Raw genomic sequence first — 22,140 nt, forward strand, 5'->3', positions numbered from 1 at the left:
GCCTTACTTGATGCGGCGTTCGTAGTAGTCCTGGGTGTGCGTGTCGAAGCGCGGGGCGGAAGACGGCTCACCAGCACCATGACCCGACAGGTGGCAGGGAATGTGTGCCGATTGCGACGGCTCTGGGAGTGCCGGAGGTGAGGAATTCGCCGGAGGGAGGCCGCCGGCGCAGGCGATCACCACGCCAGGGCAGAGGAGACGGCACACACGGAGCGCGCGGCGTCCAGCCGCTCCTGCAAGCCGGTTACCGTGCAGGCGAAGCCGGTGTCCCGCCAATCGGCGCACCGTGTCATCACGAAGGAATGCGAAACTCGAATTCGGGACGGTCCCACGGCACGGCGGGCGGGTTCGCAAACGCGGTCCCGGTCCGCACCGCACCGACGCGGTGGTAGAAGTCCTCGGCGGGGAGATGCGACACGACCTTGACACGGTCGATCCCGGCGGCACGGGCCTCGGACTGCATGTGCGCCACGAGCAGCCGTCCAATACCGCGTCCTTGCACATCGTCGGCGACGAAGAGCAGGTCGAGCTCCGCTGGAGCGAGGACGAGCGAGTAGAACCCGAGGACCCGGCCTTCATGCTCGTCGGCACCGACGGCCACAAAGGCGCGGTGGGCTTCGATGTAATCAGGACCGACCCGGTAGCCCGCGACTGCGGCTGCATACTTGCCCTCGTAGGCGCCTGAGCCACGCACGAGCCGCGTGAGACGTTTGGCGTCCCGCGCGACGGCCCTCCGTATCATGATCGGCCGGCTGATCGGGGAAGTGCGTGAACTCATCGGAAGAGTATTTCGCACCGCGGAGTGCCTTCGTGCAGCGGGTCGGCTGCACGGGCAGGCGTTCCTGCACCGCTCCCGGGAACCCTTCACCCAGGCCCCGATCGGACACGTCACTGCCGCGGCCGCCCGCCAGCAGCGACTGGACGCCCGAGCCGATGCGGCGGAGCCGGAGACCGGGGTGGCCGACGGCTGCTCTCCCTGGCTCCGTCCAGCAGCCGGTGATACGTCGTACGGGCCCGCCCCAAATCCTCGTGGATCACCTGCCGATCCGCCGACGCCGCGTCCTGCACGAGACCCGCCTGCCCACCGGCTGCCGCCGCAGCCTCCCTGGTGAGTGCGGTACGCGGGCACGGAACCTCTGCTGAACGGTTGCGCGGGGCCAGGGTGCCGGGCTTGGGATGAGTCTCCCACCAGGGTCGCAGCCGGCGTGGCGGTGCCTGACAGGCAGTCCCGACACGCGCTCGCACGCGCGACGGTCAGCCGGTCGGCTGGTCGGCTGGTGCGGTGGTGCGGCGGGAGCGGGCCAGGGCAAGCCGGCCGAGGACCGTGGCGATCAGCCCCAGTACCAGGGCCAAGGCGCCGCCGACCACTCCGTTGCCGGTGCCGGGACCACCGTCCGCGACGGCAAGATTCAGTGCGCCGCCGACCACGGCGATCAGCCCCGCCACCAGGGCCACGATGGCCTGCCTTCTCCCGCCGTCGCCGATACGGCGGGCCGAACGGGTCAGCGCCATCTTGCCGATGACCAGGCCGGCCAACCCCAGCAGCGCGACTGACGTGGCCCAGAATCGCGCGGCGGTCAGGGTATACGCATCGACGCCGGCCGCCTGGGCCGAAGCGTGCACGGCTGCCGGTGCGGCAACCGCGTATCGGACTGACATGAGGTTCTCCTTCTCCTCCTGCGACTGAATACCTGGTGAGCATGTCCGCCGGACCCCCCGCCGGTCGTCCAGCAGGCGCAGGCACTTCGCGCTGCCGCCGATGCGGCAGCCTGCTACCGCGAACGCCGCAGGAGCCGAGGAAGTACCGCGTGTGCAGTAGCCGCCAGATCGTCCCCAGGCCGGACTCCCCCGCGCCGGCACCCGAATAGGGTGCACGCATGAACAGTCAGCGGTTCGCTGGCCGGGCGGGCGTCAAGGACTGGGCGATCGCCGTCGGCATGGCGGCGGCACTCCTGGTGACCGGGCTGTCCGAGCAGCGCCCCGCAACGGGCCTCGATCTCCTCGGGTACGCACTGCTGGTGGCCGGCGGCCTGACGCTGGTCGCCCGCCGCCGGGCCCCGATTCCCGTCCTGGCCGTCACCGGGCTGTGTGCAGTTGGCTATCAGGCGGCCGGGCTTGACGTGCCGGCCGTCGCGTACCTCTTCGCGGTGTACGCCGCGGTGCGCGAGGGGCACCGCACGCTCACGGCGGTGGCGAGTGTCATCATGCTGGCCGCTCTCCCGCTCGGCATCCTGGTCTCCCTGCACGACTTGGGCAAGGCGTTCACGCAGGCCCGGGGCGCCCTTGAGATCGCCTGGCTGATCGCGGCCGGTGCCGCAGGTGAAGCGTTGCGGCAGGCCGAGCAGCGGGCGGACGAGGCCGAACGCACCCGGGAAGAGACCGCGCGGCGCCGGGCCGACGAGGAGCGGCTGCACATCGCGCGGGAGCTGCACGACTCGCTCACGCACCAGATCTCGGTGGTCAAGGTGCAGGCCGAAGTCGCCGTTCATGTGGCCCGCAAGCGCGGCGAGCAGGTGCCGGAGGCCCTGTTGGCGATCCAGGAGGCCGGCCGGGAGGCGTCCCGGGAGCTGCGGGCGACCCTGGAGGCGCTCCGCGACGACGACACCACCCCGCCGCACGGCCTGGACCACGTACCGGAGCTGGTGAAGCGGGCGAGCACGAACGGACTGGAGACGACACTGACGATCGAAGGTGAGCGATGCGACGTGCCGGCCGCGGTGGAGCGGACCGCCTATCGCATCGTTCAGGAGTCCCTGACCAACGTCGCCCGGCACGCGGCCGCCACCACGGTCTCGGTCCGGATCCACTACCGCCCGGACGCCCTTGGCGTACGCGTCGACGACGACGGCAAGGCCACGGCGAGTGACCCCCCGCTGCCCGGCATCGGGCTCCTCGGAATGCACGAACGCGTCACCGCCCTCGGCGGCCGACTGCACGCCGAGCCCCGCGACGAGGGCGGCTTCACCGTCCGAGCCGAGCTCCCCGTCGAGCGAACGCCATGATCCGCGTCCTGCTGATCGACGACCAGCCGCTCATTCGCAGCGGGTTCCGCGCGCTCCTCGACCTCGAGGACGACATCGAGGTGGTGGCCGAGGCCGCCGACGGCAAGGAGGGCCTCGCTCTCGTCAGGCAGCACCTGCCCGACATCGTGCTCATCGACATCCAGATGCCGGTCGTCGACGGCATCGAGGCGACCCGGCGCATTGCCGCGGACCCGACACTGAGCCGGGTGCACGTGGTCATCCTGACCAACTACGGCATGGACGAATATGTCTTCGAGGCGCTGCGCGCCGGCGCCGCCGGGTTCCTGGTGAAGGACATCCTGCCGCAGGACCTCCTCCACGCCGTCCGCGTCGCCGCACGCGGTGACGCCCTGCTGGCACCGTCGATCACCCGCAAGCTGATCAACCGCTACGTCAGCCAGCCGCTCCACCCGGGTGCCGCCGCGGGGCTGAAGAAGCTGACCAACCGCGAACGCGAAGCCGTGGTCCTGGTCGCCCATGGCCTGTCCAACGACCAGATCGCCGACCGCATGGTGATCAGCCCGCTGACCGCGAAGACCCACATCAACCGGGCCATGGTCAAGCTCCACGCCCGTGACCGCGCCCACCTCGTGGTCCTCGCCTACGAATCCGGCCTGGTGGCCCCGCGTAACTCCTGACGCGCGCGCCCTGCGGATTGCCTGGGCAACTCAGGTTGAGGCCGTCGTGTCCGCGAAGATCTTCCGGCCCCCGGCGGCGGTGAGCGAGTCGAGCTGCCGCTCCAGTTTTTCGCCCACCGGTCGACACCGGGGCGTACCCGATTTGGTCTCGGTGCGCACGGGCGGCTCGTCGGCGAGCGTGTCCGCGTGGCCCGATGTGGGAAATCTCCTTGCGCAATGGTCAAGAATCGTTGACCATTGTTCGTATGCCTACCGATGATCTTCCCGAGACGTTTCACGTCACCACGGACGAGCAACTGCGCGCCGTCTCCAATCTCACGCGCCACCGGATCATGGCCGTCCTCCGCTTCGAGCCGGCGACGATCACGCAGATCGCCGAACGGGTCGGCCTCGCCAAGGGGAGTTCCAGCTACCACGTGCGGCTGCTGGAACGGGCGGGCCTGGTGAAGGTGGTACGGACGCGGAAGGTACGGGGCGTCACCGAGCGGTACTACGCGATGGCCGCACGGACGATCGTGCTGCCGGATCCGGGCGAGGGAGGCCCGGATGTGCTGATGCGGCATGCGGTGGCGGACCTGGAGGCGTCGCCACAGGATGGCGAGCGGCACGTACGGATGGCGCATCTGCGTCTCACCGAGGAGCAGTTCGCGCAGCTGGGGGCGCGACTGCAGGCCCTGGCCGACGAGTACCGGGAGCTGTCCGATCCGTCGCTGCCGGACGCGTCACTCGTCTTCGCACTGTTCCACCCGGCACCGCGCGACCAGGCGGAGGACGACGCCAAGTGACCGCAGAAATACGGAATTTGCCGACCGAATTCGGACGCCTCTGGACTGCGCAGACCGTGTCCTCGCTCGGTGACGGAGTGTCGCATGCCGCGCTGCCGCTGATCGCGCTGACGTTGACACGGGATCCGATGGCGCTCGCCGTCGTCACAGCCGCCGGGACGCTGCCGTGGCTGCTCTTCGGGGTCCTCGGCGGTGCGCTGGTGGACCGCTGGGACCGTCGCCGCGCGATGTGGGTCACGGACGCGGCACGTGCGGTGCTGCTCGCGATACCGGCGGCAGCAGCCGCGCTCGACGTGCTGAGCATTGCGCTGCTCGCCGCCGTCGCCTTCCTCCTCGGCCTCGGCGGGCTCTTCTTCGACACGGCCGCCACGGCCTACCTGCCGGAGCTGCTCGGCCGCGACCCCGCACTCCTGGAGCGAGCCAACTCGCGCCTGCGCGGAGCCCAGACCGCCATGTCCGGCTTCGCGGGGCCGCCTGCGGGCAGTGCGCTGCTCGCGCTCGGGCGGGCGGTTCCGCTGCTCGCCGACGCGGTGTCGTTCCTGCTCTCCGCACTGCTCGTGCGATCGCTTCCCGTCATGCCCCGGCCCGTGCCGGAGGTCCGCGAGTCGCTGCTGCGGCAGGCGCGGGCCGGAGCCTCGTACGTCTTCCGGGACCGGTTGCTGCTCGGGCTCGCGCTCCGCCCGGCGGTCGGGAACATCGCCTTCCTCGCCGTGGAGACCGTCCTCGCCCTGTTCGCGCACGACCGCCTCGGCATCGACACCTACGGCTTCGGCCTGCTCCTCACGGCGGAGGCCACCGGCGGTCTGCTCGGCGCGGGCGTCGCCTCCTCCCTTGGTCGACGACTCGGCACCGGCACCGCACTGACCTGCACGGCCGCAGTCGAAGGACTCGCCATTCTGGGCCTAGCCGCTGCCCCGAACCCGTACCTGGCCGGGCTGGCGCTCGCCGTCTGCGGGGCCGCCATGGGCGCCACGATGGTGCTCGGGCCCTCCCTCCGTCAGGCGATCGTCCCGGCCCACCTCATGGGCCGGGTCGCCTCCACCTCCCGCATGCTGGCCATGTGCGCCGCCCCCATCGGGGCCTTCGCCGGCGGCTGGCTGGCCACCACCTACGACATCCGCACCCCGCTCTACGCCGCCGCCGGCCTCCTGCTGACGATGACGATCGTCACGGCATCCATGACCGGCAACCGCCGCGTCGAAGCGGCCCTGCGTGCCGCCGCCCCGGCCGACGATCCGGATCACGCGGCATCCAAGCCCCCCGCCCACGAGAGTGCACCCGACTTGTTGTGACACCTGCCGCGAAGGCGGCACAACGAGCCGGGTGCCAGGCCCTGGACTTCCTGGGCCGCTACGTGTTCGACATCGAAGCCGGCGGACCTGCCAGGGCCTGCGCCTCCTCCGGGACCCGGACGCCGCCGAGGACGACGAGGGCTGACGGCCTCGATCGGCCTCGACATCGAAGCCCGGTACCGGATGGCCACAGCCGCCCTCCGGATCCATCGGCACCGGCTTACCCAACCGCCGCCCGATCTCGACAACACATCAGGTCAGCCCCCGCACCGCGCACCAACCACCCCTTGAACATGTGACATGTGCGCAGTCGCACGTCACACGCCAGCGAGCACACGCGGGGACCCCGCCCGCTGCCGAAATCGCGAGCGGGATATGCTGAATTGCGGAGTTGATCCGGTGCCCAGTGAGGGTCAGAACCGACGCAGTTCCGCCATCCATCGTTGAGGCGCGGACGCCCTTGGCCGTACACACTGTGTTGTCGCGGCGCGGGCGCTTCCGCTGCGCCCATCGACGACCCGTTCCCCGCCGTGAGGACCCTGTGGACGCCAGTGACGAGGCCGCACGCGGCCTGACCGACATCGAAGGATTCCTGTACTGGGAAGCCCATCGCCGTACCGCCCACTGCCGTGCTGCCGAGTTCGCCGCACGCGTGACCGGGCTGAGCGAGAGGCAGAGGGCCGAGATCGAGTGGTGGTACGTGGAGGAGCAGATCTGTATGTGCCGGAAGATGACGCAGCACATGACGGACCACATCACTGCGGTGGAAGAGCACCACGCCAAGCGCTACGCGCAGCTGCGCCGTGCTGTGTACGGCGCGGCGACCGTCATCACCGCGGTCATGTTCGGGCTGTGCATCGCGGTGCTCGTCGGCACCGCCGGCTGACCGTCCGCACCGTAACACTGTCGTCTGCCGACACAACATGTTCGCCGCCAGGAGGGGCTTGTGCGGACTGGAACAAAGTATTGATATGCTGAACACAGCGTTTCGGTCCTGGCGTCACACGATCCCCTGTGAAGGGTTCCGGAGCGCGTTGTCACCTGCCGCCTGGAGCCGAGCAGATGACCCGTCCCGGGCGCCACCCCACCTTGGGTGGCGCCCGGACCTTGCTCGCGGTGCGGGAGCCGCCGCGCCGGTCGAGTCTCCCTGCTGGTTGGTGACGTCTCCGCCGGACGCTAGGAGCGTGTGGCGCGGTAGAGCCCCCGACCGGTACGGCGGACACGCGACGTGCCGACCAGGCGATCGAGTGTGCTCCGGACCGCGTTGATACTCCCGTTGTCGGCATCGCGGCCGAGCGCCGCGGCCACATCGCGTGCACGCACGTCCGCCTGGCCGACCGTGCCGAAATACTCGAGGATCTGCTCGGTGAGCTCCCCGTACTTCCGCTGTCCGTCTGCGGTCTCGGAGGCGGAACGCTGCTTGGCGTCCTGCCGGCTCTCGGGCTGACGGATCCGCGGTGCGGCCTTCTTCGGCGCGCCATCGGCCGGCGCGGAGGAGGCCGGATCCGGTTGTGGCTTCGCGGGCGCCGATGCCTGGTCCACGTCGGCGGCCGCAACGTGGGGAGCGCCCACGGGGACCGAGTCGGGCGCGGTGAGTATCAGGCCCTCGATCGCGCTGAGGGCCCGCTGGACGGAGCCGAGGTGCGCTACGACCGCGGCCAGTTCCCTCTCCAGCGCCTGCTTCTGAATCTCCAGGCGTGCCAGTTCCTCCTGGAGACTCTCAGCGGTGATCTCAATGTTGTGCGCAGCGCGGGTGCCGGAGGCCATGTGTTCCTCTCATCCTCGACCCTTCGTGTCACGCCCCTGCCGACCCGCTTGCGGTGCTGTTCGGCCGAAGCGCCGGGAGGGGTACCCCCGAGCCATCATATGCAGGAGTGCACTCCGGAACACAGGTGAAACCGACAGCGTGGAACACGGTGCCGTCGGTGCGACCACGTCGTGGCTACGATGCGTCCCTGAGAGCGCCGAGCGGCGAGTGCCGACGTGGAGGCCGAATGCCGAGTGCCGACGTGGAACGCGAGTGCGAGTCGAAGAACGCGGCGATCTTGCTGGGGCTGAACACCCACATCAGCTGGTGAATGCCCCGTTGCGACGCCGCGATCGCCAGGAAGGTCGTGGGCCGGCCGTTGCGGTAGATCACCACGGCGTGCCGTCCGTTGGCCTGCACGGCGCGGACCTCCGCGTCGCGCCAGAACTGGTGGGTGGCCGTCGCCAGGTTCGCCACGCGGGAGCGGCCCACAACGGGCATGCGAGCGGCGCCTCGCAGGCCGTTGCCGTCGGACAGACTGACGGCGTCCGGCGTGAGGAGGGCCTCGAGCGCGGCCACGTTTCCCGTTTGCGCTGCCGCGACGAAAGCTTCGAGGAGCCTGCGGTGCTCGTCCGTGTCCACGGTGACTCGCCGGTCGTCCGAGAGATGCCGGCGGGCCCGGCTCACGATCTTCCGCACGTTGACCAGGCTGAGCTGAAGGATCTCCGCTATCTCGGCGTAGGCGTAGTCGAACGCCTCGCGGAGCACGTACGCGGCGCGCTCGGTGGGATTGAGTCTCTCCATCAGGAGGAGCAGCGCCAGTTCGAGGGCCTCCGCACGCTCGGCCCCCGCCTCCGGGTCGGCGCTCGTGTCGAGGGGCTCGGGCAGCCAAGGACCGATGTAGGTCTCGCGGCGCACACGGGCGGACTGAGCCACGTTGATGGCCAGCCGGGTGGTCGCACTCGACAGAAAAGCCACGGGGCTGACCACCGTCGAACGGTCGGTCTTCTGCCAGCGTAGCCACACTTCCTGAATCACATCTTCTGCCTCGACCGCGCTTCCCAGCACTCGGTATGCGATACCGAAGAGACGCGGACGGAGCTCCACGAACACGGAAACGGCCTCTTTGATAGTGCTTTCCGAGCGGGACGTCTCCTGCTGCATGGTCCTGCTGTCTCCCATTTTCCGGGTGTCGGTGCGGTGGAGCGGCGTGGTGATGCGGTTGCCGCGCGATGGCACGCTCCGTCGTCGGTTGCCCGGCTGCCCCAGGTGCTGTGGTCTCGTGTGGTCACGGCTGCTCCCGTCGCATCTGATCTCTAGACCGGAACAGTCCACGTGGTGTGACAGGTTCCGGCATCTCCAAGCGGTTACCCGCGGAGCAGTATCCGCAGATCGTGGCGGGTGCGATCCCATGTTCATCGTCCAGCCGCGTGCACTGCCCGTACCGTCTCGACCCACCGTGCACCAACGTGTGAACCATGGTCTCACGCCTCGTTCCTCGCGTGCTCGGCGGCGTCGTCACCAGTCGTTCGGCGGGCCTGGAGGGGTGCGTGCCCGATTCCATCGGCGGAGTTTGTCCGGGTTGAGGGTGGCCCAGACGTGGGTGATGCGGTGGTCGGCGGTGTCGAGGCTGATGACCGCGGCGACCCGGCGGTCGCAGGTCGCCACGAGACCGGTCCGTCCGTTGACGGACCGGGTGTCCAGGCTGGTGCGTGGGGAACCGGGCAGCAGTGACAGCAGGCTGCGGGCGACTTGCTGGTTGCCGTGTACGGGCGTGACCAGGGCCCGGACCTTGCCGCCGCCGTCGAAGAGTGCTGCCGCATCGGGTGCCAGCAACGAGGTCAGCAGTGCCGCGTCCTGCGTCAGCCATGCCTGCCGGAAGGCACGGGCCACCGAGTCGTGATGGTTCGGTGCCGTGCGCTGCAGGCGTCGTGCTCCGAGGCTGCGCAGTACGTGGTCGGCCGGGTCGGCGCGCTCCGACTGCTCCCCGGCGTCTTCGGCCCGGCGCCGGGCCGGGCCGAAGACGTCATTGAGGATCAACGCCGCCCGCTCGGCCGGAGACAACGAGACCAGCGCACCCCGCAGAACCTCGCCTACCGCCTCCTGAAGCATTCCGTCAGGACGTTCCGCACCCGCCCACGTCTCCCCGTCGTTCCGGGCTTCGCTCCTCCCCACTCCGGGCAGGGACAGCCTGGCCAGGCAGATGCCGCCGACGACCTGTGCGAGCCATGAACGGGGCGCGGCAATCTGTGCCCGCGCCGGGCGAGGCAGCCCGTACCACCGCCGGTAGGTCTCGTCGATCACGCTCTCGGCCTCGGTGCTGCTGCCGAGCATCCACTGCGCGACATCCAGCAGATGCCGCCGCTCGTCGAGCAGTTCCACGATCGGCACCGCGTCATCCGCACGGTCCATACGGCATCCTCCATCTCACACGGCACCACTCGACGCAGCCGCCGCACTGATCGACCTCCAGGGTGTTCGGGAAGGCTTCAGCAGACGTGACACCTGGTCGGCAGGATGATCGCGCCACATCTTCGTGCGCTCACTCCTACAGACCGGACAGCCGCAGAAGATGTGACAACGTCTACCGACCGATCCGGTCGTTGAACCAGGGCGCCCGCCAGTCGGACGTGGTTCTGATGAATTCTTTGGCGAACTGGACTTTTCGGGCTTCCGGAAAGCGATCCTCGTTGTCCAGGCAGCCGTCCAGGCACACGTCCACATAGGACTGGACGATGAGATATCGCTCGCAGCAAGGGCACGCCTGGCGTCCGCGCGCCGAACAGGAGGCATCTGGTGCTGATCTCGGTGCCGTTGTCCGGCCCGGGCTTCGGGCATGCGGCCAGGACGAACGGAGAGCCGTGCCCTCGGCAGTCCCATCGGTCGCCACCACGCCGGCTGATCTGCCTGAGGCCGACGTGCGCGCGAGTAGCGGTAAGGGCTGCCTTGACCACTGTTCAGTCGACGTCGGAGCGTGCAGGGCAGCGGGCGCCGCCACGGCGAGCACCACCGCAATCGCAAAGGTGAGCGTGACGAGGAAGAGCCCGCGGCGGGACCGGCCGGAGGAACCTCCCACCTGTTCGGCCGAGGTGCGAGAGCACATACGGGCCAGAAAGGGGTGAGCGTCTGTCCGTTCCCGTCCACGCGGCGCGTGCTGATTACGGTGCCGTATCTGGGAGATGGTCTTCGGCTTCGCCGTCGATGGAGTCGTCGGACGGGGCGGCCGAACGGGAGGCGTGGTGCAGCGCGTTGGACACCTCCTGCATCTGCAGGTTGAGATCGGCGAGCGCCCGGTGAAGGTCGTGGACGCGGATTTCGAGCTCGGTGGCCGTGGCGGTCAGCGCCTCGACCGTGGCCTTGAAGGCCAGTCGGTTCTCGGATGCCATGGTCATCAGACGTCCTCTCTCGGAAGAGTCCGGAAAGCATCGGGGGTACATCGGACTCCCAGGGTGGGAGTCCGATGTGCCAGCAGGGGGTCCGTCGTCACGCAGCGGTTGCCAGGCCCACCTGCACCGCCGAGATGTCGAGGTCCAGCCTCACCTTGTCTCCGACGAGAACGCCTCCGGTCTCCAGTGCCGCGTTCCAGGTGAGCCCCCAGTCGGAACGCTGCAGGGTGGCCGTGCCCTCGAACCCGACCCGGTTCTTCCCGTGGAGGTCCCGGCCGGCCCCGCCGAACGCGAGGTCGACGGTGACGGGTAGTTCGACATCCTTGATCCGGAGGTCCCCGGACATACGGAACCCGTCGTCACCGACAGGGACGAGTCCGGTGGACCGGAAGGTCATCAGGGGAAACGTCGAGGAGTCGAAGATGTCGGGGCCCATCAGGTGCGCGTCCCGCTCCGGCATGCCCGTGTCCAGGCTGTCGGTCTGGACACTCAGATAGGCCTTGGACCGGGCAGGTCGCGCCCCGTCGAGCTGGAGGATCCCCTCGAAAGCCCCGAACGTCCCGCGCACATTCGTGATCATGGCGTGTCGGACGGAGAAGCCGATCCTGCTGTGTACCGGATCAACGGTGTACACACCTGCCAGTGCCGCGTACCGGCTGGTTCCGGAGCGGGTCTTCTGCTGGCGGTTCCTGAGCATGGCGAGGCCACTTCCTTTGTGTGATGGCTGTCGGGGTGGGACGGAGACGTCGGCGCGGCCCGTGCGGTGATGCGGCCGAAGACGAGCGGTTCGATGAGGCTGTTGCCGCCGGAACGGTTGGCGCCGTGCGGGCCTTCCTTGAGGGTGCAGGCGGCGTGCTGCTGCCAGCTGTCCTCGGGGTCCACGTTGGCCAGGGCCGCGTTGATCCCTCCGGCGGCGAGCGCCGTGTGGCCGTCCTCCTTGGCACGCTTGCCGACGGCCAGGACGCCGACGCCTGCCTCGGACCGCTCGATCGCCGCCCGCGGGCCCGCTCCCCCGTGCCGGTCACCAGCACCGTGGTGGAGATTTGTCGTTGACTGATTGACACGGTTGCTCCGAAAGCCTTGGTTGGTCATTGAGTACGACCGGACGCCGCGGGTGTTTGTGACAGGCGGCGCGGACGCCACCGGCTCGGATGCCGGTGACGGGAACGTCGGCGAGCGGCCGATACGGGGTGAGAGGCGGGGATGACCTGCGATCCCGTCGTTCGGCCCCCGGCGACCGTTGCGTCAGGGGAGAAGGCTGCCCCGGGGTACATCGGGACGGTGAGGCGGGCGTCGATGTCGGACCCGGACAGGACCAGGGCACGGATCGGATCGACGACGTCCCACACAATGACGTTCATGCCCGCGAGCACGCGGTTCCCGTCCATCCAGAAGGCCATGAACCTGCGCTCCGCGACATCGCAGCGCAAGACGACGCGCCCCTCACACCGGCGCCCGACGCCGGCCAGGCTCCACGGACCGTGCCGCGCAGGAGAGACGACGCCGACGCCACGATCTTCAGGAGGCCTCAGGCCGGCGCTGCGGCGTCACCACCGTCGGCACCGTGACGATCGCCGCGTCGCCCGTGAGCAGGCTGTGCACCGGGCAACGGCCGGCCGACGCCAGCAGCCTCTCGATCTGGGCAGGCTCCAGATCCCGGGTGAGCGTGATGTTCCTGACGATCTGTCCTGGCGGGTCGAACTGTACGTCCACGTCAATGTGGTGGAGCTGCCAGCCGCGCCGACTCGCGTAGGCGTGCCGCGTCACCGAGGTGCAGGCCCCAGGCGCGGCGAGCACCAGTCCCCGCGTGGGACTCGCGCCGCACCCCGGCGGACTGGGCGACGTTGATCGCCAGACGGGCGGTGACGGTGGCCAGGAACCCTGCCAGTCACGATGTCCGAGCGGGCCGTGCCCGAATGCCCCAGGACAGTGTGACCAACGAGTGGGCATCAGCGGCGCGCATGACCACCGAACCACGCAACACTGTCACAGTATTAAGATGCATTCGGCGCCGCCCACGTGGTGGCGCCGCACCACCGTCCGCCCCCGCGTGAGTACTGGGGCGCGGCATCACGGTCACTCAGTTTCTCCTCCAGTGACGGTCGTCCACTCCATCGGACCGGACCACGGCGTCACGCCCGATCCCAGACCAGAAAGACCCGGATGCACATCAAGAATGCGAGCGTCGTGCTCGCAGGCTCCGCCGTGCTGGCCACCCTGGCCGCCACCCCGGCGAGCGCAGCCACCTCCTCCTCCCTCCCCACCCCTTCTGTCGCCTCGGTCCTCACCGTGCAGAAGCAGGCCATGGCCGGCGGCGCGCCAGGCGCCCTCACCCGTATCGACGCGGGCAACTCCACCTATCGCATCTCGTCGGGGCAGGCGGACACCGCCACGCACGCCGCGATGGACGCCGACCGCCGGTTCCGGGTCGGCAGCGTCAGCAAGACGTTCACCACGGTGGTGCTCATGCAGCTGGTCGCCGAGGGGCGCATCGACCTCGACGCCCCGGCGAACGCCTATCTCCCGAAGCCGCTGCCGGATGACCGCATCACGGTGCGGCACCTGCTCAGCCACCGCAGTGGTCTGTGGGACTACACCAACGAGATGTTCTCGTCCACCGTTCCCGGCTTCGAGTCCGTGCGGAACAAAGTGTTCACCTACCAGGAGCTGATCGACCGTTCGACGGCCCACCAGGTGAACAACGAGCCGGGGGCCGCCTACAGCTACTCCAACACCAACTTCGTGGTGCTGGGCCAGCTCATCGAGCACGTCACCGGTGTGCCGATGGCCACCCACTACCAGCAGCGCATCTTCGAGCCGCTGCAGCTCAAGCACACCTCCTACGTGCACCCGCAGACCACCATCTCCGGTTCCTACGCACGCGGTTACCTGCGTCAGGACGACACCACGCTGCCGCTGGTGGACTCCACCGAGCAGACCGTCTCGTGGGCACAGTCGGCCGGAGCGGTCATCTCCAACGCGGCCGACCTGAACCGGTTCTTCTCCTCCCTCGTCTCCGGCAGGCTCGTGCCCAAGGCGCAGCTGCAGGAGATGATGCGCATGGTTCCGGTCAACGCGGACGGCACCCAGTCCTACGGACTCGGCCTGCGCGGCCGCAAGCTCTCCTGCGGCGTGACGGTGTACGGCCACACGGGCACCGTCCAGGGCTACTACACGTACGCCTTCGCCACGGCTGACGGCAAGCGCAGCATGACGTCGATGGCGAACACCTCCAACAACGGAACCGTCAACACGCTCCTCGGCGGCACGCTGGAGGCCGCGTTCTGCGGCACCGCCCCCGCCAAGGCCGACAAGTTCGCGTACACCACAGGCGAGGGATTCACCGAGGACATCGCGCCCCAGGTGACCCGCCACTGAACGGTTCGCCATGACGCGCACGTGACGGGATTCCGGTCACACGCCGCCGCGCCCCCGCACACCGGCCCTGTGGCCGCGAGCGGGGGCGCACTGTCCGTCGCGCCGGCGTCGCCTGAGCCGCTACGCGCCGCTGTGCGGCCATGGTGAGCGGCGGGCTCCGGTTTTCCGTCTTCGTCGGCACGGAGGACGGGCCCGGCAGTTACTGACGCGGGCTCCCCTACGCGACGGGGAGCCTGCGGGGCCCCACGTGAGCCGCGGCGGCCGCGTGCCGTCGACGTGCAGGGCGACGTACTCGTTGCAGAAGGCACCATGTCCACGATGCGGCTGGTCTGGGCCGTCGGGAAGACGTATGCCCAGGCGGGCGTTCGCGGCTCCGGATCAGTCCCGCCAGCCGTAGCGGTCGCGGGCCTTCGTGACCGTCTGCGCGTCGATCGCCCCGGTCCCCGCCAGCCGGTCCAGCGCCGCCACCACGATCGACTCGGCGTCCACATGGAAATAGCGGCGCACCGCGTCCCGGGTGTCCGACAGGCCGAAGCCATCCGTCCCCAAGGACGAGTAGTCCTGCTCGACCCACTGGCTGATCTGGTCGGGCACCTGCCGCATCCAGTCGCTCACGGCGAGGACCGGGCCCCGCACACCTGACAGCGCGCGCGTCACGTACGGGTCGCGCCGCTCACCCCGCAGCCGCGCCCGGTCAGCGCTCAGCGCGTCGCGGCGCAGCTCCGTCCATGAGGTCACCGACCACACGTCGGCGTGGACGCCCCAGTGCGACGCGAGGAGATCCTGAGCCTCCAGGGCCCAGTGGATGGCCGTTCCCGACGCCAGCAGCTGGACGGCCGGCCCGGCATCGTGGGAGGCGGCCCGCCTGAAGCGGTAGATGCCCCGCAGGATTCCCTCCTCGATCGACGGCCCCGCAGGCATGGGCGGTTGGGGCTTCGGCTCGTTGTAGACCGTCAGGTAGTAGAAGACGTCCTCGGGGTCCTCGCCGTACATACGCCTCAGCCCGTCCCTGACGATCACCGCGATCTCGTACGCGAAGGCCGGGTCATAGCTCACCGCCGCCGGATTGGTGGACGACAGCAGATGGGAATGGCCGTCGGCGTGCTGCAGCCCCTCGCCGGTCATCGTCGTGCGGCCGGCCGTCGCGCCGATGACGAAGCCGCGCCCCAACTGGTCGGCCAATGCCCAGAACTGGTCACCGGTGCGCTGGAACCCGAACATGGCGTAGAAGATGTAGAAGGGGATCATGGGTTCACCGTGTGTGGCGTACGAGGTCGCGGCTGCGGTGAACTCGGCCATGGAGCCCGCCTCGGTGATGCCTTCGTCGATGAGCTGGCCGGTCTTGGCCTCCCGGTAGTAGAGGAGCTGATCCGCGTCGACGGGTGCGTAGTTCTGGCCGTCGTGCGAGTAGATCCCGGCCGTCGGGAACAGGGACTCCATGCCGAACGTCCGGGCCTCGTCCGGGATGATGGGCACCCAGCGCTGCCCCGTCTCCGGGTCGCGCATCAGCTCCTTGACCAGGCGGACGAGTGCCATGGTGGTGGCCATCTCCTGCTTGCCGGAGCCCTTCTGCAGGGCTTCGAAGGGCCGGGACGGCGGCTGTGGCAGGGGCTTGGCGACCGCCCTGCGCACCGGGACGGAGCCTCCCAGAGCAGCGCGGCGCTCCCGCAGATACCGCACTTCCGGCGCATCCTCGCCAGGGTGCCAGAACGGCACCACGTCCCCACTCAGCGCGCTGTCCGGGATGGGCAGCTCCAGCACGTCGCGCATGCGGCGGAACTGCGCCGTCGTCAGCTTCTTCATCTGGTGGTTGGCGTTGCGCGACTCGAAGTCCGGCCCCAGGGTGTGTCCCTTCACCGTCTGGGCGAGAATCACGGTCGGCTCCCCCCGGTGCTCGACCGCGGCCCGGTAGGCGGCGTAGACCTTCAGGGGTTCGTGTCCTCCGCGCGAGTTCGTGAACATCTCGGTGAGCTGGGCGTCGCTCAGTCTCGCGGCGACGGCGGAGAGCGCGTCACCGGTGAAGAAATCGTCGCGTACATAGGCAGCGTCCCGCGCGGCGTACGTCTGGAACTGGGCGTCGGGTACCTCACCGAGGCGGTGCAGGAGGGCGCCGTCGGTGTCCTCCTGCAGCACGGAGTCCCAGGCCTCGCCCCACAGCGACTTCACCACATGCCAGCCCGCTCCGCGGAAACGGGCCTCGAGTTCCTGGACGATCTTGGAATTCGACCGCACCGGACCGTCCAGGCGCTGCAGGTTGCAGTTGATGACGAAGGTCAGGTTGTCCAGACCCTCACGAGCGGCGAGCGTCAGCGCGGCCGTCGATTCGGGCTCGTCCATCTCCCCGTCACCGAGGAAGGCCCAAACCCGCGACCGTGATGTGTCCTTGATGCCCCGGTCGTGCAGATAACGGTTGAACCTCGCCTGGTAGATGGCGGCCAGCGGCCCGAGCCCCATCGACACGGTCGGGAACTCCCACAACCACGGCAGCCGCCTGGGGTGCGGATAGGAGGGCAGGCCGTTGCCGCCGGCCTCGCGCCGGAAACCGTCGAGCTGGTCCTCGCGCAGGCGGCCTTCCAGAAAGAGGCGCGCGTAGATGCCCGGCGACGCATGGCCCTGGACGAACAGCTGATCACCGGAGCCGTCCTCGTCCTTGCCGCGGAAGAAGTGGTGGAACCCGATCTCGTAGAGCCATGCCGCCGAAGCGTAGGTGGCGATATGTCCGCCGAGACCCAGGTGCGATCCGCGGGTCACCATCGCTGCCGCATTCCACCTGTTCAGAGCAGTGATCCGGGATTCCATGGCGACGTCCCCGGGATAGGCCGGCTGCGCCGACACCGGGATCGTGTTGATGTAGTCCGAGGAGAGGAGCCGGGGCAGGGGCACTCCGGATCTGGCCGCGTGCTCGTGGAGGCGTCGCAGCAAATACACCGTCCGTTCCGGCCCCGCGCTCTTCATGACGGCGTCGAGCGAGGCCTGCCATTCGGCGGTCTCCTCGGCGTCGCGGTCGGGCAGCTGGTCGAGCTCGCTCGTCGCGAAGGCATCTGCGGACTGGACCGGGTCACTCATGGCGGTCTTCCTGTCGGGGATGGTGGGGATGGGGCGGGGAGACGGGCCGGTGTCCCCTCTGGTGTTCGTGAGGGCGAAGTCAGCCACTCGTCCCTACGACAGGGCTCGTGCCACTGTTGTGACACTTCTGTGCGGGAGACCGCTGTCACACCGGCGGCGAGAGCGAGGGCCGCGCACGGCGCCCGGGGCGGGCTGTCACGGGCATGAGCACCATCCGGTCCGCGCCGCGAAACGCCCATAAGCTCCTATATCGATGAGCACCCCCGCCCGCGACACCCGCCCTCCACCTGGTCGAGGTGAACAGTTCGATGACTACCAGTACCGGGCTGTGGCACTTGGTAGGCGGCCGTACGTCCGTGGGGAGACCGAATCGGCGAACGCACTCCTCACCGGGAGGGGGACCGTGGTCGCCTGCCCCCAGGCCGCTGAGCGGCTCCGTCGGAGGCAGAGCAACCGCCCTGTTCCCTGGGGGGATGGCCTGCCCGACACGGCCCTCGGCATCCCGGACCAGCCGGACAGCCCGGCGATGTCACATCTAGCCGGGCTGTCCGGTCAGTACTGCGTCACGACAACTCTCCTGGGAGAAACCATGGATGCACGTCTCAACTACTACGGCAACTCCGTCGGGACCAAGGTGCTGAAGCACCTCGTCTCCGCCAGCAAGGCGCTGTCGGACTCGACGCTGCCGGCCACCATCCGGCATCTCGTGGAGATCCGCGCCAGCCAGATCAACGGCTGCGGCTTCTGCACCGACATGCACACCAAGGAGGCCGCCCACGCCGGCGAGACCTCGGTGCGGCTCAACCTGGTCGCGGCCTGGCGGGAGGCGACGGTCTTCACCGAGGCCGAGCGCGCCGTGCTGGAGCTGACCGAACAGGGCACGCGCGTCGCGGACGCGGCCGGCGGGGTCACCGACGAGGCCTGGGCGAACGTCGCCAAGCACTTCGACGAGGACCAACTCGCCGCGCTGGTCTCCCAGATCGCCGTGATCAACGCCTACAACCGCATCAACATCATCAACCAGCAGCCGGCCGGCAGCTACAAGGTCGGCATGTTCGGCTGAACCAGGCCGTCCGGCTCGGCCGGACGCGCACGGTCCGGCGCCCTGTCGGCCCGACCTCTGGCAGGGGACGGACTCCGGCGTCACCGGCCGCACACAACCGTGCGGCCGGTGTCGCCTGTCGCTGTGACAAGCCTCGACCGGGCGCGGCATGCCACGGTGTGGCGCCGTGCGTGAGAGACGATCCCGTCCGAGCACAGCACCGCGTCGGTGAGCTCGAAGAGCGCATCCGCTCGGGTGCAGAGCCCCGGGACGTCGTCTCGGGCCGGTCGACGGATAGAACCGCGCTCATGCTCGCCAATGGCGATCCTCTCGGCCTACCTGCGCCAACGCGGATCCCCCTAATCCAAGCCCGTCGGCGCCGCCCACACAGCCACCGGAGTCGAAGGCTGAGCCCCAGCTCCCGCAACCAGGGGTCCGCACGAACCCGCGCCCGCCGCCGCGCAAACGTCGTCATAGCCGGCCCCAGGAACACATGGTGAGGCCATCAGCGCCCGCCTGCGCCCTCACGGTGTGCACAGCCGACGACTCCGAGAGAGCGCATGGGGCGTCCGCGCAGTGGCTCGCCGTTGCAGCCAAGCCGATCTGGCCACAAGCCCAGCCGTGGCCCGCCCGCGGCAACGCCTCGCCTTCTCACTCCCGCTGCTCCAGCGGCCGTGTCGCCGGCCCTTGGATGACTTTTCCGTCCGGGTCGAAGCGTGATCCGTGACAGGGGCACTCCCATGCCTGTTCCGCCCGGTTGAAGGCGACCAGGCAGCCCAGGTGCGTGCACCGCGCCGATACCGTGTGGAGTTGCCCGTCCGCGTCCCGGGACACCGCGCATACATGTGTGCCCACCCGCAGGACGGCTCCGTCACCCGAAGCGATGTCGTCGACCGATCCGCCGCTCAACGGTGGCAGCCGGTCACCGAGGAAGTGCTTGGCGACGCGTGCCTGGTGCTTGAAGAATGCCGGGGCCTCGCGCAGGGTGCTGGCCACCCGGCGCGGGTCGTACAGCTCGGCCCAGGAGAGGGTGCTCCCGTCGATCAGTTCCGACAGAAGTTGGCCCGCCATGATTCCGCTGCTCAGGCCCCAGCCGCCGAAGCCGGTTGCCACGTAGGTGTGGCGGCTTGTCGCATGCAGGGGGCCGATGAGCGGCACGGTGTCGGTGGAGTCGTTGTCCTGGGTGGCCCAGCGATGGGTGAAGGAAAGGTTCCCGAAGTGGTCGGTGGCCCAGCCCGCGAGGCGCTTGAATCTCTCCTCGACGTCGGGGCTGCCGGGGGTGAAGTGCTCGCCGGTGACGAGTAGCAGCCGTTTGCCGTCCTGGTACGGGGCGGTGCGCAGCGAGCGGGTGCCTTCTTCGGGGCTGATGTACATGCCATGCGGGTCCAGGGCCGCGTCGATCGGCGCGGCCAGCACAAGTTCGCGGCGCGGGGAGAGGCGGGTGAACAGCAGCGCCCTGTCGAAGATCGGATAGTGCGTGGCCACGACCACATCGGTGGCCGTCACCACCCCACCGGACTCCGTGGTCAGCCGGCAGTAGTCGCCTTCGCTCAGCCCGAGGACACGCGTGTGCTCATGCAGGCTCGCGCCCATGCGGCGCAGGTCGTCTGTGAGCGCGAGCAGGTACTTACGCGGATGGAACTGGATCTGATCCGTGACACGCACCGCGCCCGCAACGGGAAACGGCAACTCCGTCTCGGTCACGTACTCGGCGGGAAGCCCCGCCTCACGCGCCGTCTCCGCCTCGGCTCGCAGGTCTTGCGTCCGGTCACGGTCGCAGGTGTACGTGAACGCAGGCGCCCTCTCCCAGTCGCAGTCGATGCCCAATTCGTCAACGATCTCGGCGGCTCGTCGGAGCGCGCCCATCTGGGAATGGCCATACAGCTTCGCGCCCTCGATACCCCGGGTGCGCCTCAGTCGCTCGTAGACCAGGGTGTGCAGGGCCGTGAGCTTGGCCGTGGTGCGGCCAGTGACGCCGGTAGCGATCCGGTCGGCCTCCAGCACCGCCACGCTCCGACCGCGACGCGCCAGCTCCCAGGCGGTACTGAGTCCTGCGACCCCCGCCCCGATCACTGCCACGTCGACGTTGAGATCCGAGTCCAGGGTCGGGTAGGGCCTTCCCGGGGGTGCCGTCTCGATCCAGTACGACGCGAGGTCCTCGTTCATGAAGGGCGGGTTCCCCAAACGCGGTGCTCAAAGCGAGGGCGGCACCGTGGTACGGACGGGGGCAGCGGATGGGACGTGACGGCCGGGGACTCGGTGGGTGGCCTGGTGGCCCCGCTGCCCGCCCCGCTGGGAGGCGGACTTCGAATCACGGGTGGACGCCTTGCCGGCAGTCTTCGACTCACCAGACCTCGCCCGCTCCTTGTTCACGGTGCGCGCCGCGGGCCGATCAATGGCCGCGAGAATCCGGGTGCTTCACCACTGCGAGAACCCGGCGCGGGCCGGGAAGCCACCTCAACACCACGGCCCGAGCCACGATCGGCCTCGTCATCTCGCCTGCTCTCGGCACCCCCATCGACCTGGTCCACCCAGCCCACGCACCCCCCTGGGTTGGACAAGGGGTGGGTTCAGGGGGCTGTGAGGGCGTCGAGCCGGGCGGCGAGGTCGGGGTGGGCGGCGGCCAGGTAGGAGCGGGTGGCCGTCAGGGGGGCGATGAGGTCGGCTGGGTCGTCGTGGGCGAGGGCCGCGTGGAGCTTGTTGAGCGGGCGGCGGGCGGCGGCGGGCAAGTCGGTGAGGGCGGTGATCTGGCCGGCGAGGCGGCGCAGGTCGGCGGCGTTGGTGCGGGCCCAGGCGGCGGTGGTGCGTTCGGCGGCCCGGGCCTGGCGGGTGGCCGTCACGCGTTGCTCGCCGGTGGTCCCGGCCGGGCCGGGACGGCCGCGCAGATAGCGGCGTTCGGCTGCCTGGCGGCTGGCGACGCCAAGGGGATGGGCGAGGTCCGCCCAGCTGGCGCCCGCGTCGCGGGCCGTTTCGATCAGACCGGTCTCCCACCCCGCGAGCTGCTCGCGCACCTGCCGCAGCAGCAGCAGGGAGGCCATCGCCTGCTCCGGCCCGGGGCTGGGCGCATCCGGGGTGTCCGGGGACTCTCGCTTGGCGTCGCGGAGGGCGTCGTCTATGGCGTGCAGGGCCGCCGCGGCGGCGAGGAACGACGTCGGGTTGTGGGTATTCGTGCTGGTCGTGGACGGCTGGTCGGCTGCGGTCACGGACACCTCCCTCTTTCTGTCATCACGTAGACGACATCGCGTTTGTCATCCATTGGATGACATGTTACAACGGTGTCAGTGAAGCGCATTGGCAGCAACTGCCTGAACCTGCTGGAGGTGTTTTCACGATGTTGATGCGCACTGACCCCTTCCGTGAGCTGGACCGCCTGGCGCAGCAGCTGATGGGCCCGGGCACCTGGTCGAAGCCGTCGGCGATGCCGATGGACGCCTACCGCGAGGGCGACGAGTACGTGGTGGCCTTCGACCTTCCGGGCGTCTCCGCGGACGCGATCGACATCGACGTCGAGCGGAACATGCTCACCGTCAAGGCCGAGCGACGGCCGGTGGCGAAGTCCGACGACGTGCAGATGGAGCTGTCCGAGCGGCCGCTGGGCGTCTTCTCGCGCCAGATCGTGCTCGCCGACACCCTCGACACCGAGCACATCAAGGCCGACTACGACGCGGGCGTGCTCACCCTGCGCATCCCGATCGCCGAGCGCGCCAAGCCCCGCAAGATCTCCATCGGCGTCGGATCCGGCAGCAAGGAGATCACCGGCTGACACCGGCCGGACGGATGCGG

At 69.4% G+C, this 22,140-nt stretch carries 19 protein-coding genes and 3 pseudogenes; 8 read left to right on the forward strand and 14 right to left on the reverse strand.

Going from position 1 to position 22,140, the window contains the following annotated elements:
- Positions 1-292: 292 nt before the first annotated feature.
- Positions 293-778 carry a GNAT family N-acetyltransferase gene (locus tag H305_RS0131685; RefSeq protein ID WP_028803979.1) on the reverse strand — a complete coding sequence of 162 codons (486 nt, stop codon included), beginning with the start codon at positions 776-778 and terminating at the stop codon, positions 293-295.
- Between the two features lie 476 nt (positions 779-1,254).
- Positions 1,255-1,659: a DUF6223 family protein gene (locus H305_RS0131690; protein WP_037765950.1), complete on the reverse strand. Its 405-nt coding sequence runs from the start codon at positions 1,657-1,659 to the stop codon at positions 1,255-1,257.
- Between the two features lie 218 nt (positions 1,660-1,877).
- Between H305_RS0131690 and H305_RS0131695 the strand changes: the two genes are divergently transcribed.
- The 5 genes from H305_RS0131695 (at position 1,878) to H305_RS0131720 (ending at position 6,624) form a co-directional block, all read left to right on the forward strand.
- Positions 1,878-3,002, forward strand: a complete 1,125-nt coding sequence (locus tag H305_RS0131695; RefSeq protein ID WP_028803981.1) for a sensor histidine kinase — start codon at positions 1,878-1,880, stop codon at positions 3,000-3,002.
- Positions 2,999-3,661: a response regulator gene (locus H305_RS0131700; RefSeq protein WP_028803982.1), complete on the forward strand. Its 663-nt coding sequence runs from the start codon at positions 2,999-3,001 to the stop codon at positions 3,659-3,661. The genes H305_RS0131695 and H305_RS0131700 overlap by 4 nt, the downstream gene beginning before the upstream one ends.
- A 245-nt stretch (positions 3,662-3,906) precedes the next feature.
- On the forward strand, positions 3,907-4,446 hold the full coding sequence (locus H305_RS0131710; protein ID WP_028803983.1) for an ArsR/SmtB family transcription factor: 540 nt from the start codon (positions 3,907-3,909) through the stop codon (positions 4,444-4,446).
- Positions 4,447-4,463: 17 nt separating this feature from the next.
- Positions 4,464-5,738 carry an MFS transporter gene (locus H305_RS0131715; protein ID WP_037765953.1) on the forward strand — a complete coding sequence of 425 codons (1,275 nt, stop codon included), beginning with the start codon at positions 4,464-4,466 and terminating at the stop codon, positions 5,736-5,738.
- Positions 5,739-6,279: 541 nt separating this feature from the next.
- Positions 6,280-6,624 (forward strand): hypothetical protein, encoded by a 345-nt coding sequence (locus H305_RS0131720; RefSeq protein ID WP_028803985.1) that lies wholly within the window; start codon positions 6,280-6,282, stop codon positions 6,622-6,624.
- A gap of 290 nt (positions 6,625-6,914) precedes the next feature.
- Here the strand turns inward: H305_RS0131720 and H305_RS0131725 are convergent, their stop codons facing one another.
- The 8 genes and pseudogenes from H305_RS0131725 to H305_RS56475 all read right to left on the reverse strand — a co-directional run.
- Entirely contained in the window at positions 6,915-7,505 is a 591-nt protein-coding gene (locus H305_RS0131725; RefSeq protein WP_028803986.1) for a hypothetical protein, read from the reverse strand.
- A gap of 175 nt (positions 7,506-7,680) precedes the next feature.
- Positions 7,681-8,649: an RNA polymerase sigma-70 factor gene (locus tag H305_RS47630; protein WP_051371164.1), complete on the reverse strand. Its 969-nt coding sequence runs from the start codon at positions 8,647-8,649 to the stop codon at positions 7,681-7,683.
- A 354-nt stretch (positions 8,650-9,003) separates the two neighbouring features.
- A complete protein-coding gene (locus tag H305_RS0131735; protein ID WP_028803987.1) occupies positions 9,004-9,897 on the reverse strand; it encodes an RNA polymerase sigma factor in 894 nt (297 codons plus the stop codon).
- A 746-nt stretch (positions 9,898-10,643) separates the two neighbouring features.
- Entirely contained in the window at positions 10,644-10,877 is a 234-nt protein-coding gene (locus H305_RS0131740) for a hypothetical protein (protein WP_028803988.1), read from the reverse strand.
- A 91-nt stretch (positions 10,878-10,968) separates the two neighbouring features.
- Positions 10,969-11,568 carry a YceI family protein gene (locus tag H305_RS47635; protein ID WP_051371166.1) on the reverse strand — a complete coding sequence of 200 codons (600 nt, stop codon included), beginning with the start codon at positions 11,566-11,568 and terminating at the stop codon, positions 10,969-10,971.
- A gap of 134 nt (positions 11,569-11,702) precedes the next feature.
- A pseudogene (locus H305_RS52765) lies at positions 11,703-11,935 on the reverse strand (FAD-binding protein); the annotation flags it as partial.
- A 454-nt stretch (positions 11,936-12,389) separates the two neighbouring features.
- Positions 12,390-12,668 carry an OsmC family protein gene (locus tag H305_RS56470; protein ID WP_051371168.1) on the reverse strand — a complete coding sequence of 93 codons (279 nt, stop codon included), beginning with the start codon at positions 12,666-12,668 and terminating at the stop codon, positions 12,390-12,392.
- 4 nt (positions 12,669-12,672) lie between these two features.
- Positions 12,673-12,756 (reverse strand): annotated as a pseudogene (locus H305_RS56475) (RNA polymerase subunit sigma-24); the annotation flags it as partial.
- Between the two features lie 278 nt (positions 12,757-13,034).
- On the opposite strand from H305_RS56475, the gene H305_RS0131760 reads away from it, so the two are divergent.
- The gene (locus H305_RS0131760; RefSeq protein WP_028803990.1) at positions 13,035-14,249 is read left to right on the forward strand and encodes a serine hydrolase domain-containing protein; all 1,215 of its coding nucleotides are present in this window, start codon (positions 13,035-13,037) and stop codon (positions 14,247-14,249) included.
- A 378-nt stretch (positions 14,250-14,627) separates the two neighbouring features.
- Here the strand turns inward: H305_RS0131760 and aceE are convergent, their stop codons facing one another.
- The gene (gene aceE, locus H305_RS0131765; protein WP_028803991.1) at positions 14,628-17,315 is read right to left on the reverse strand and encodes a pyruvate dehydrogenase (acetyl-transferring), homodimeric type; all 2,688 of its coding nucleotides are present in this window, start codon (positions 17,313-17,315) and stop codon (positions 14,628-14,630) included.
- Positions 17,316-17,904: 589 nt separating this feature from the next.
- Between aceE and H305_RS0131770 the strand changes: the two genes are divergently transcribed.
- Complete coding sequence (locus H305_RS0131770; RefSeq protein WP_028803992.1) at positions 17,905-18,378, forward strand: carboxymuconolactone decarboxylase family protein; 474 nt, start codon at positions 17,905-17,907, stop codon at positions 18,376-18,378.
- Between the two features lie 630 nt (positions 18,379-19,008).
- Here H305_RS0131770 and H305_RS0131775 read toward each other — a convergent pair.
- The 3 genes and pseudogenes from H305_RS0131775 to H305_RS0131780 form a co-directional block, all read right to left on the reverse strand.
- Positions 19,009-20,523: an FAD-dependent oxidoreductase gene (locus H305_RS0131775; RefSeq protein WP_028803993.1), complete on the reverse strand. Its 1,515-nt coding sequence runs from the start codon at positions 20,521-20,523 to the stop codon at positions 19,009-19,011.
- 102 nt (positions 20,524-20,625) lie between these two features.
- Positions 20,626-20,742, reverse strand: a pseudogene (locus H305_RS55170) (plasmid stabilization protein); the annotation flags it as partial.
- 185 nt (positions 20,743-20,927) lie between these two features.
- A complete protein-coding gene (locus H305_RS0131780; RefSeq protein ID WP_028803994.1) occupies positions 20,928-21,560 on the reverse strand; it encodes a hypothetical protein in 633 nt (210 codons plus the stop codon).
- Positions 21,561-21,688: 128 nt separating this feature from the next.
- Between H305_RS0131780 and H305_RS0131785 the strand changes: the two genes are divergently transcribed.
- Positions 21,689-22,120, forward strand: a complete 432-nt coding sequence (locus H305_RS0131785) for an Hsp20/alpha crystallin family protein (RefSeq protein ID WP_028803995.1) — start codon at positions 21,689-21,691, stop codon at positions 22,118-22,120.
- Positions 22,121-22,140 lie beyond the last annotated feature (20 nt).

Origin of the sequence: Streptomyces sp. 142MFCol3.1, assembly GCF_000424945.1 — a bacterium.
Classification (GTDB): Bacteria; Actinomycetota; Actinomycetes; order Streptomycetales; family Streptomycetaceae; genus Streptomyces; species Streptomyces siamensis.

Excerpts from the sequence above, each read along its gene's own strand:
- H305_RS0131685 (WP_028803979.1), bottom strand. The coding sequence starts at position 778 with ATGAGTTCACGCACTTCCCCGATCAGCCGGCCGATCATGATACGGAGG.
- H305_RS0131690 (WP_037765950.1), bottom strand. The coding sequence starts at position 1,659 with ATGTCAGTCCGATACGCGGTTGCCGCACCGGCAGCCGTGCACGCTTCG.
- H305_RS0131695 (WP_028803981.1), top strand. The coding sequence starts at position 1,878 with ATGAACAGTCAGCGGTTCGCTGGCCGGGCGGGCGTCAAGGACTGGGCG.
- H305_RS0131700 (WP_028803982.1), top strand. The coding sequence starts at position 2,999 with ATGATCCGCGTCCTGCTGATCGACGACCAGCCGCTCATTCGCAGCGGG.
- H305_RS0131710 (WP_028803983.1), top strand. The coding sequence starts at position 3,907 with ATGCCTACCGATGATCTTCCCGAGACGTTTCACGTCACCACGGACGAG.
- H305_RS0131725 (WP_028803986.1), bottom strand. The coding sequence starts at position 7,505 with ATGGCCTCCGGCACCCGCGCTGCGCACAACATTGAGATCACCGCTGAG.
- H305_RS47630 (WP_051371164.1), bottom strand. The coding sequence starts at position 8,649 with ATGCAGCAGGAGACGTCCCGCTCGGAAAGCACTATCAAAGAGGCCGTT.
- H305_RS0131735 (WP_028803987.1), bottom strand. The coding sequence starts at position 9,897 with ATGGACCGTGCGGATGACGCGGTGCCGATCGTGGAACTGCTCGACGAG.
- H305_RS0131740 (WP_028803988.1), bottom strand. The coding sequence starts at position 10,877 with ATGACCATGGCATCCGAGAACCGACTGGCCTTCAAGGCCACGGTCGAG.
- H305_RS47635 (WP_051371166.1), bottom strand. The coding sequence starts at position 11,568 with ATGCTCAGGAACCGCCAGCAGAAGACCCGCTCCGGAACCAGCCGGTAC.
- H305_RS0131760 (WP_028803990.1), top strand. The coding sequence starts at position 13,035 with ATGCACATCAAGAATGCGAGCGTCGTGCTCGCAGGCTCCGCCGTGCTG.
- aceE (WP_028803991.1), bottom strand. The coding sequence starts at position 17,315 with ATGAGTGACCCGGTCCAGTCCGCAGATGCCTTCGCGACGAGCGAGCTC.
- H305_RS0131770 (WP_028803992.1), top strand. The coding sequence starts at position 17,905 with ATGGATGCACGTCTCAACTACTACGGCAACTCCGTCGGGACCAAGGTG.
- H305_RS0131775 (WP_028803993.1), bottom strand. The coding sequence starts at position 20,523 with ATGAACGAGGACCTCGCGTCGTACTGGATCGAGACGGCACCCCCGGGA.
- H305_RS0131785 (WP_028803995.1), top strand. The coding sequence starts at position 21,689 with ATGTTGATGCGCACTGACCCCTTCCGTGAGCTGGACCGCCTGGCGCAG.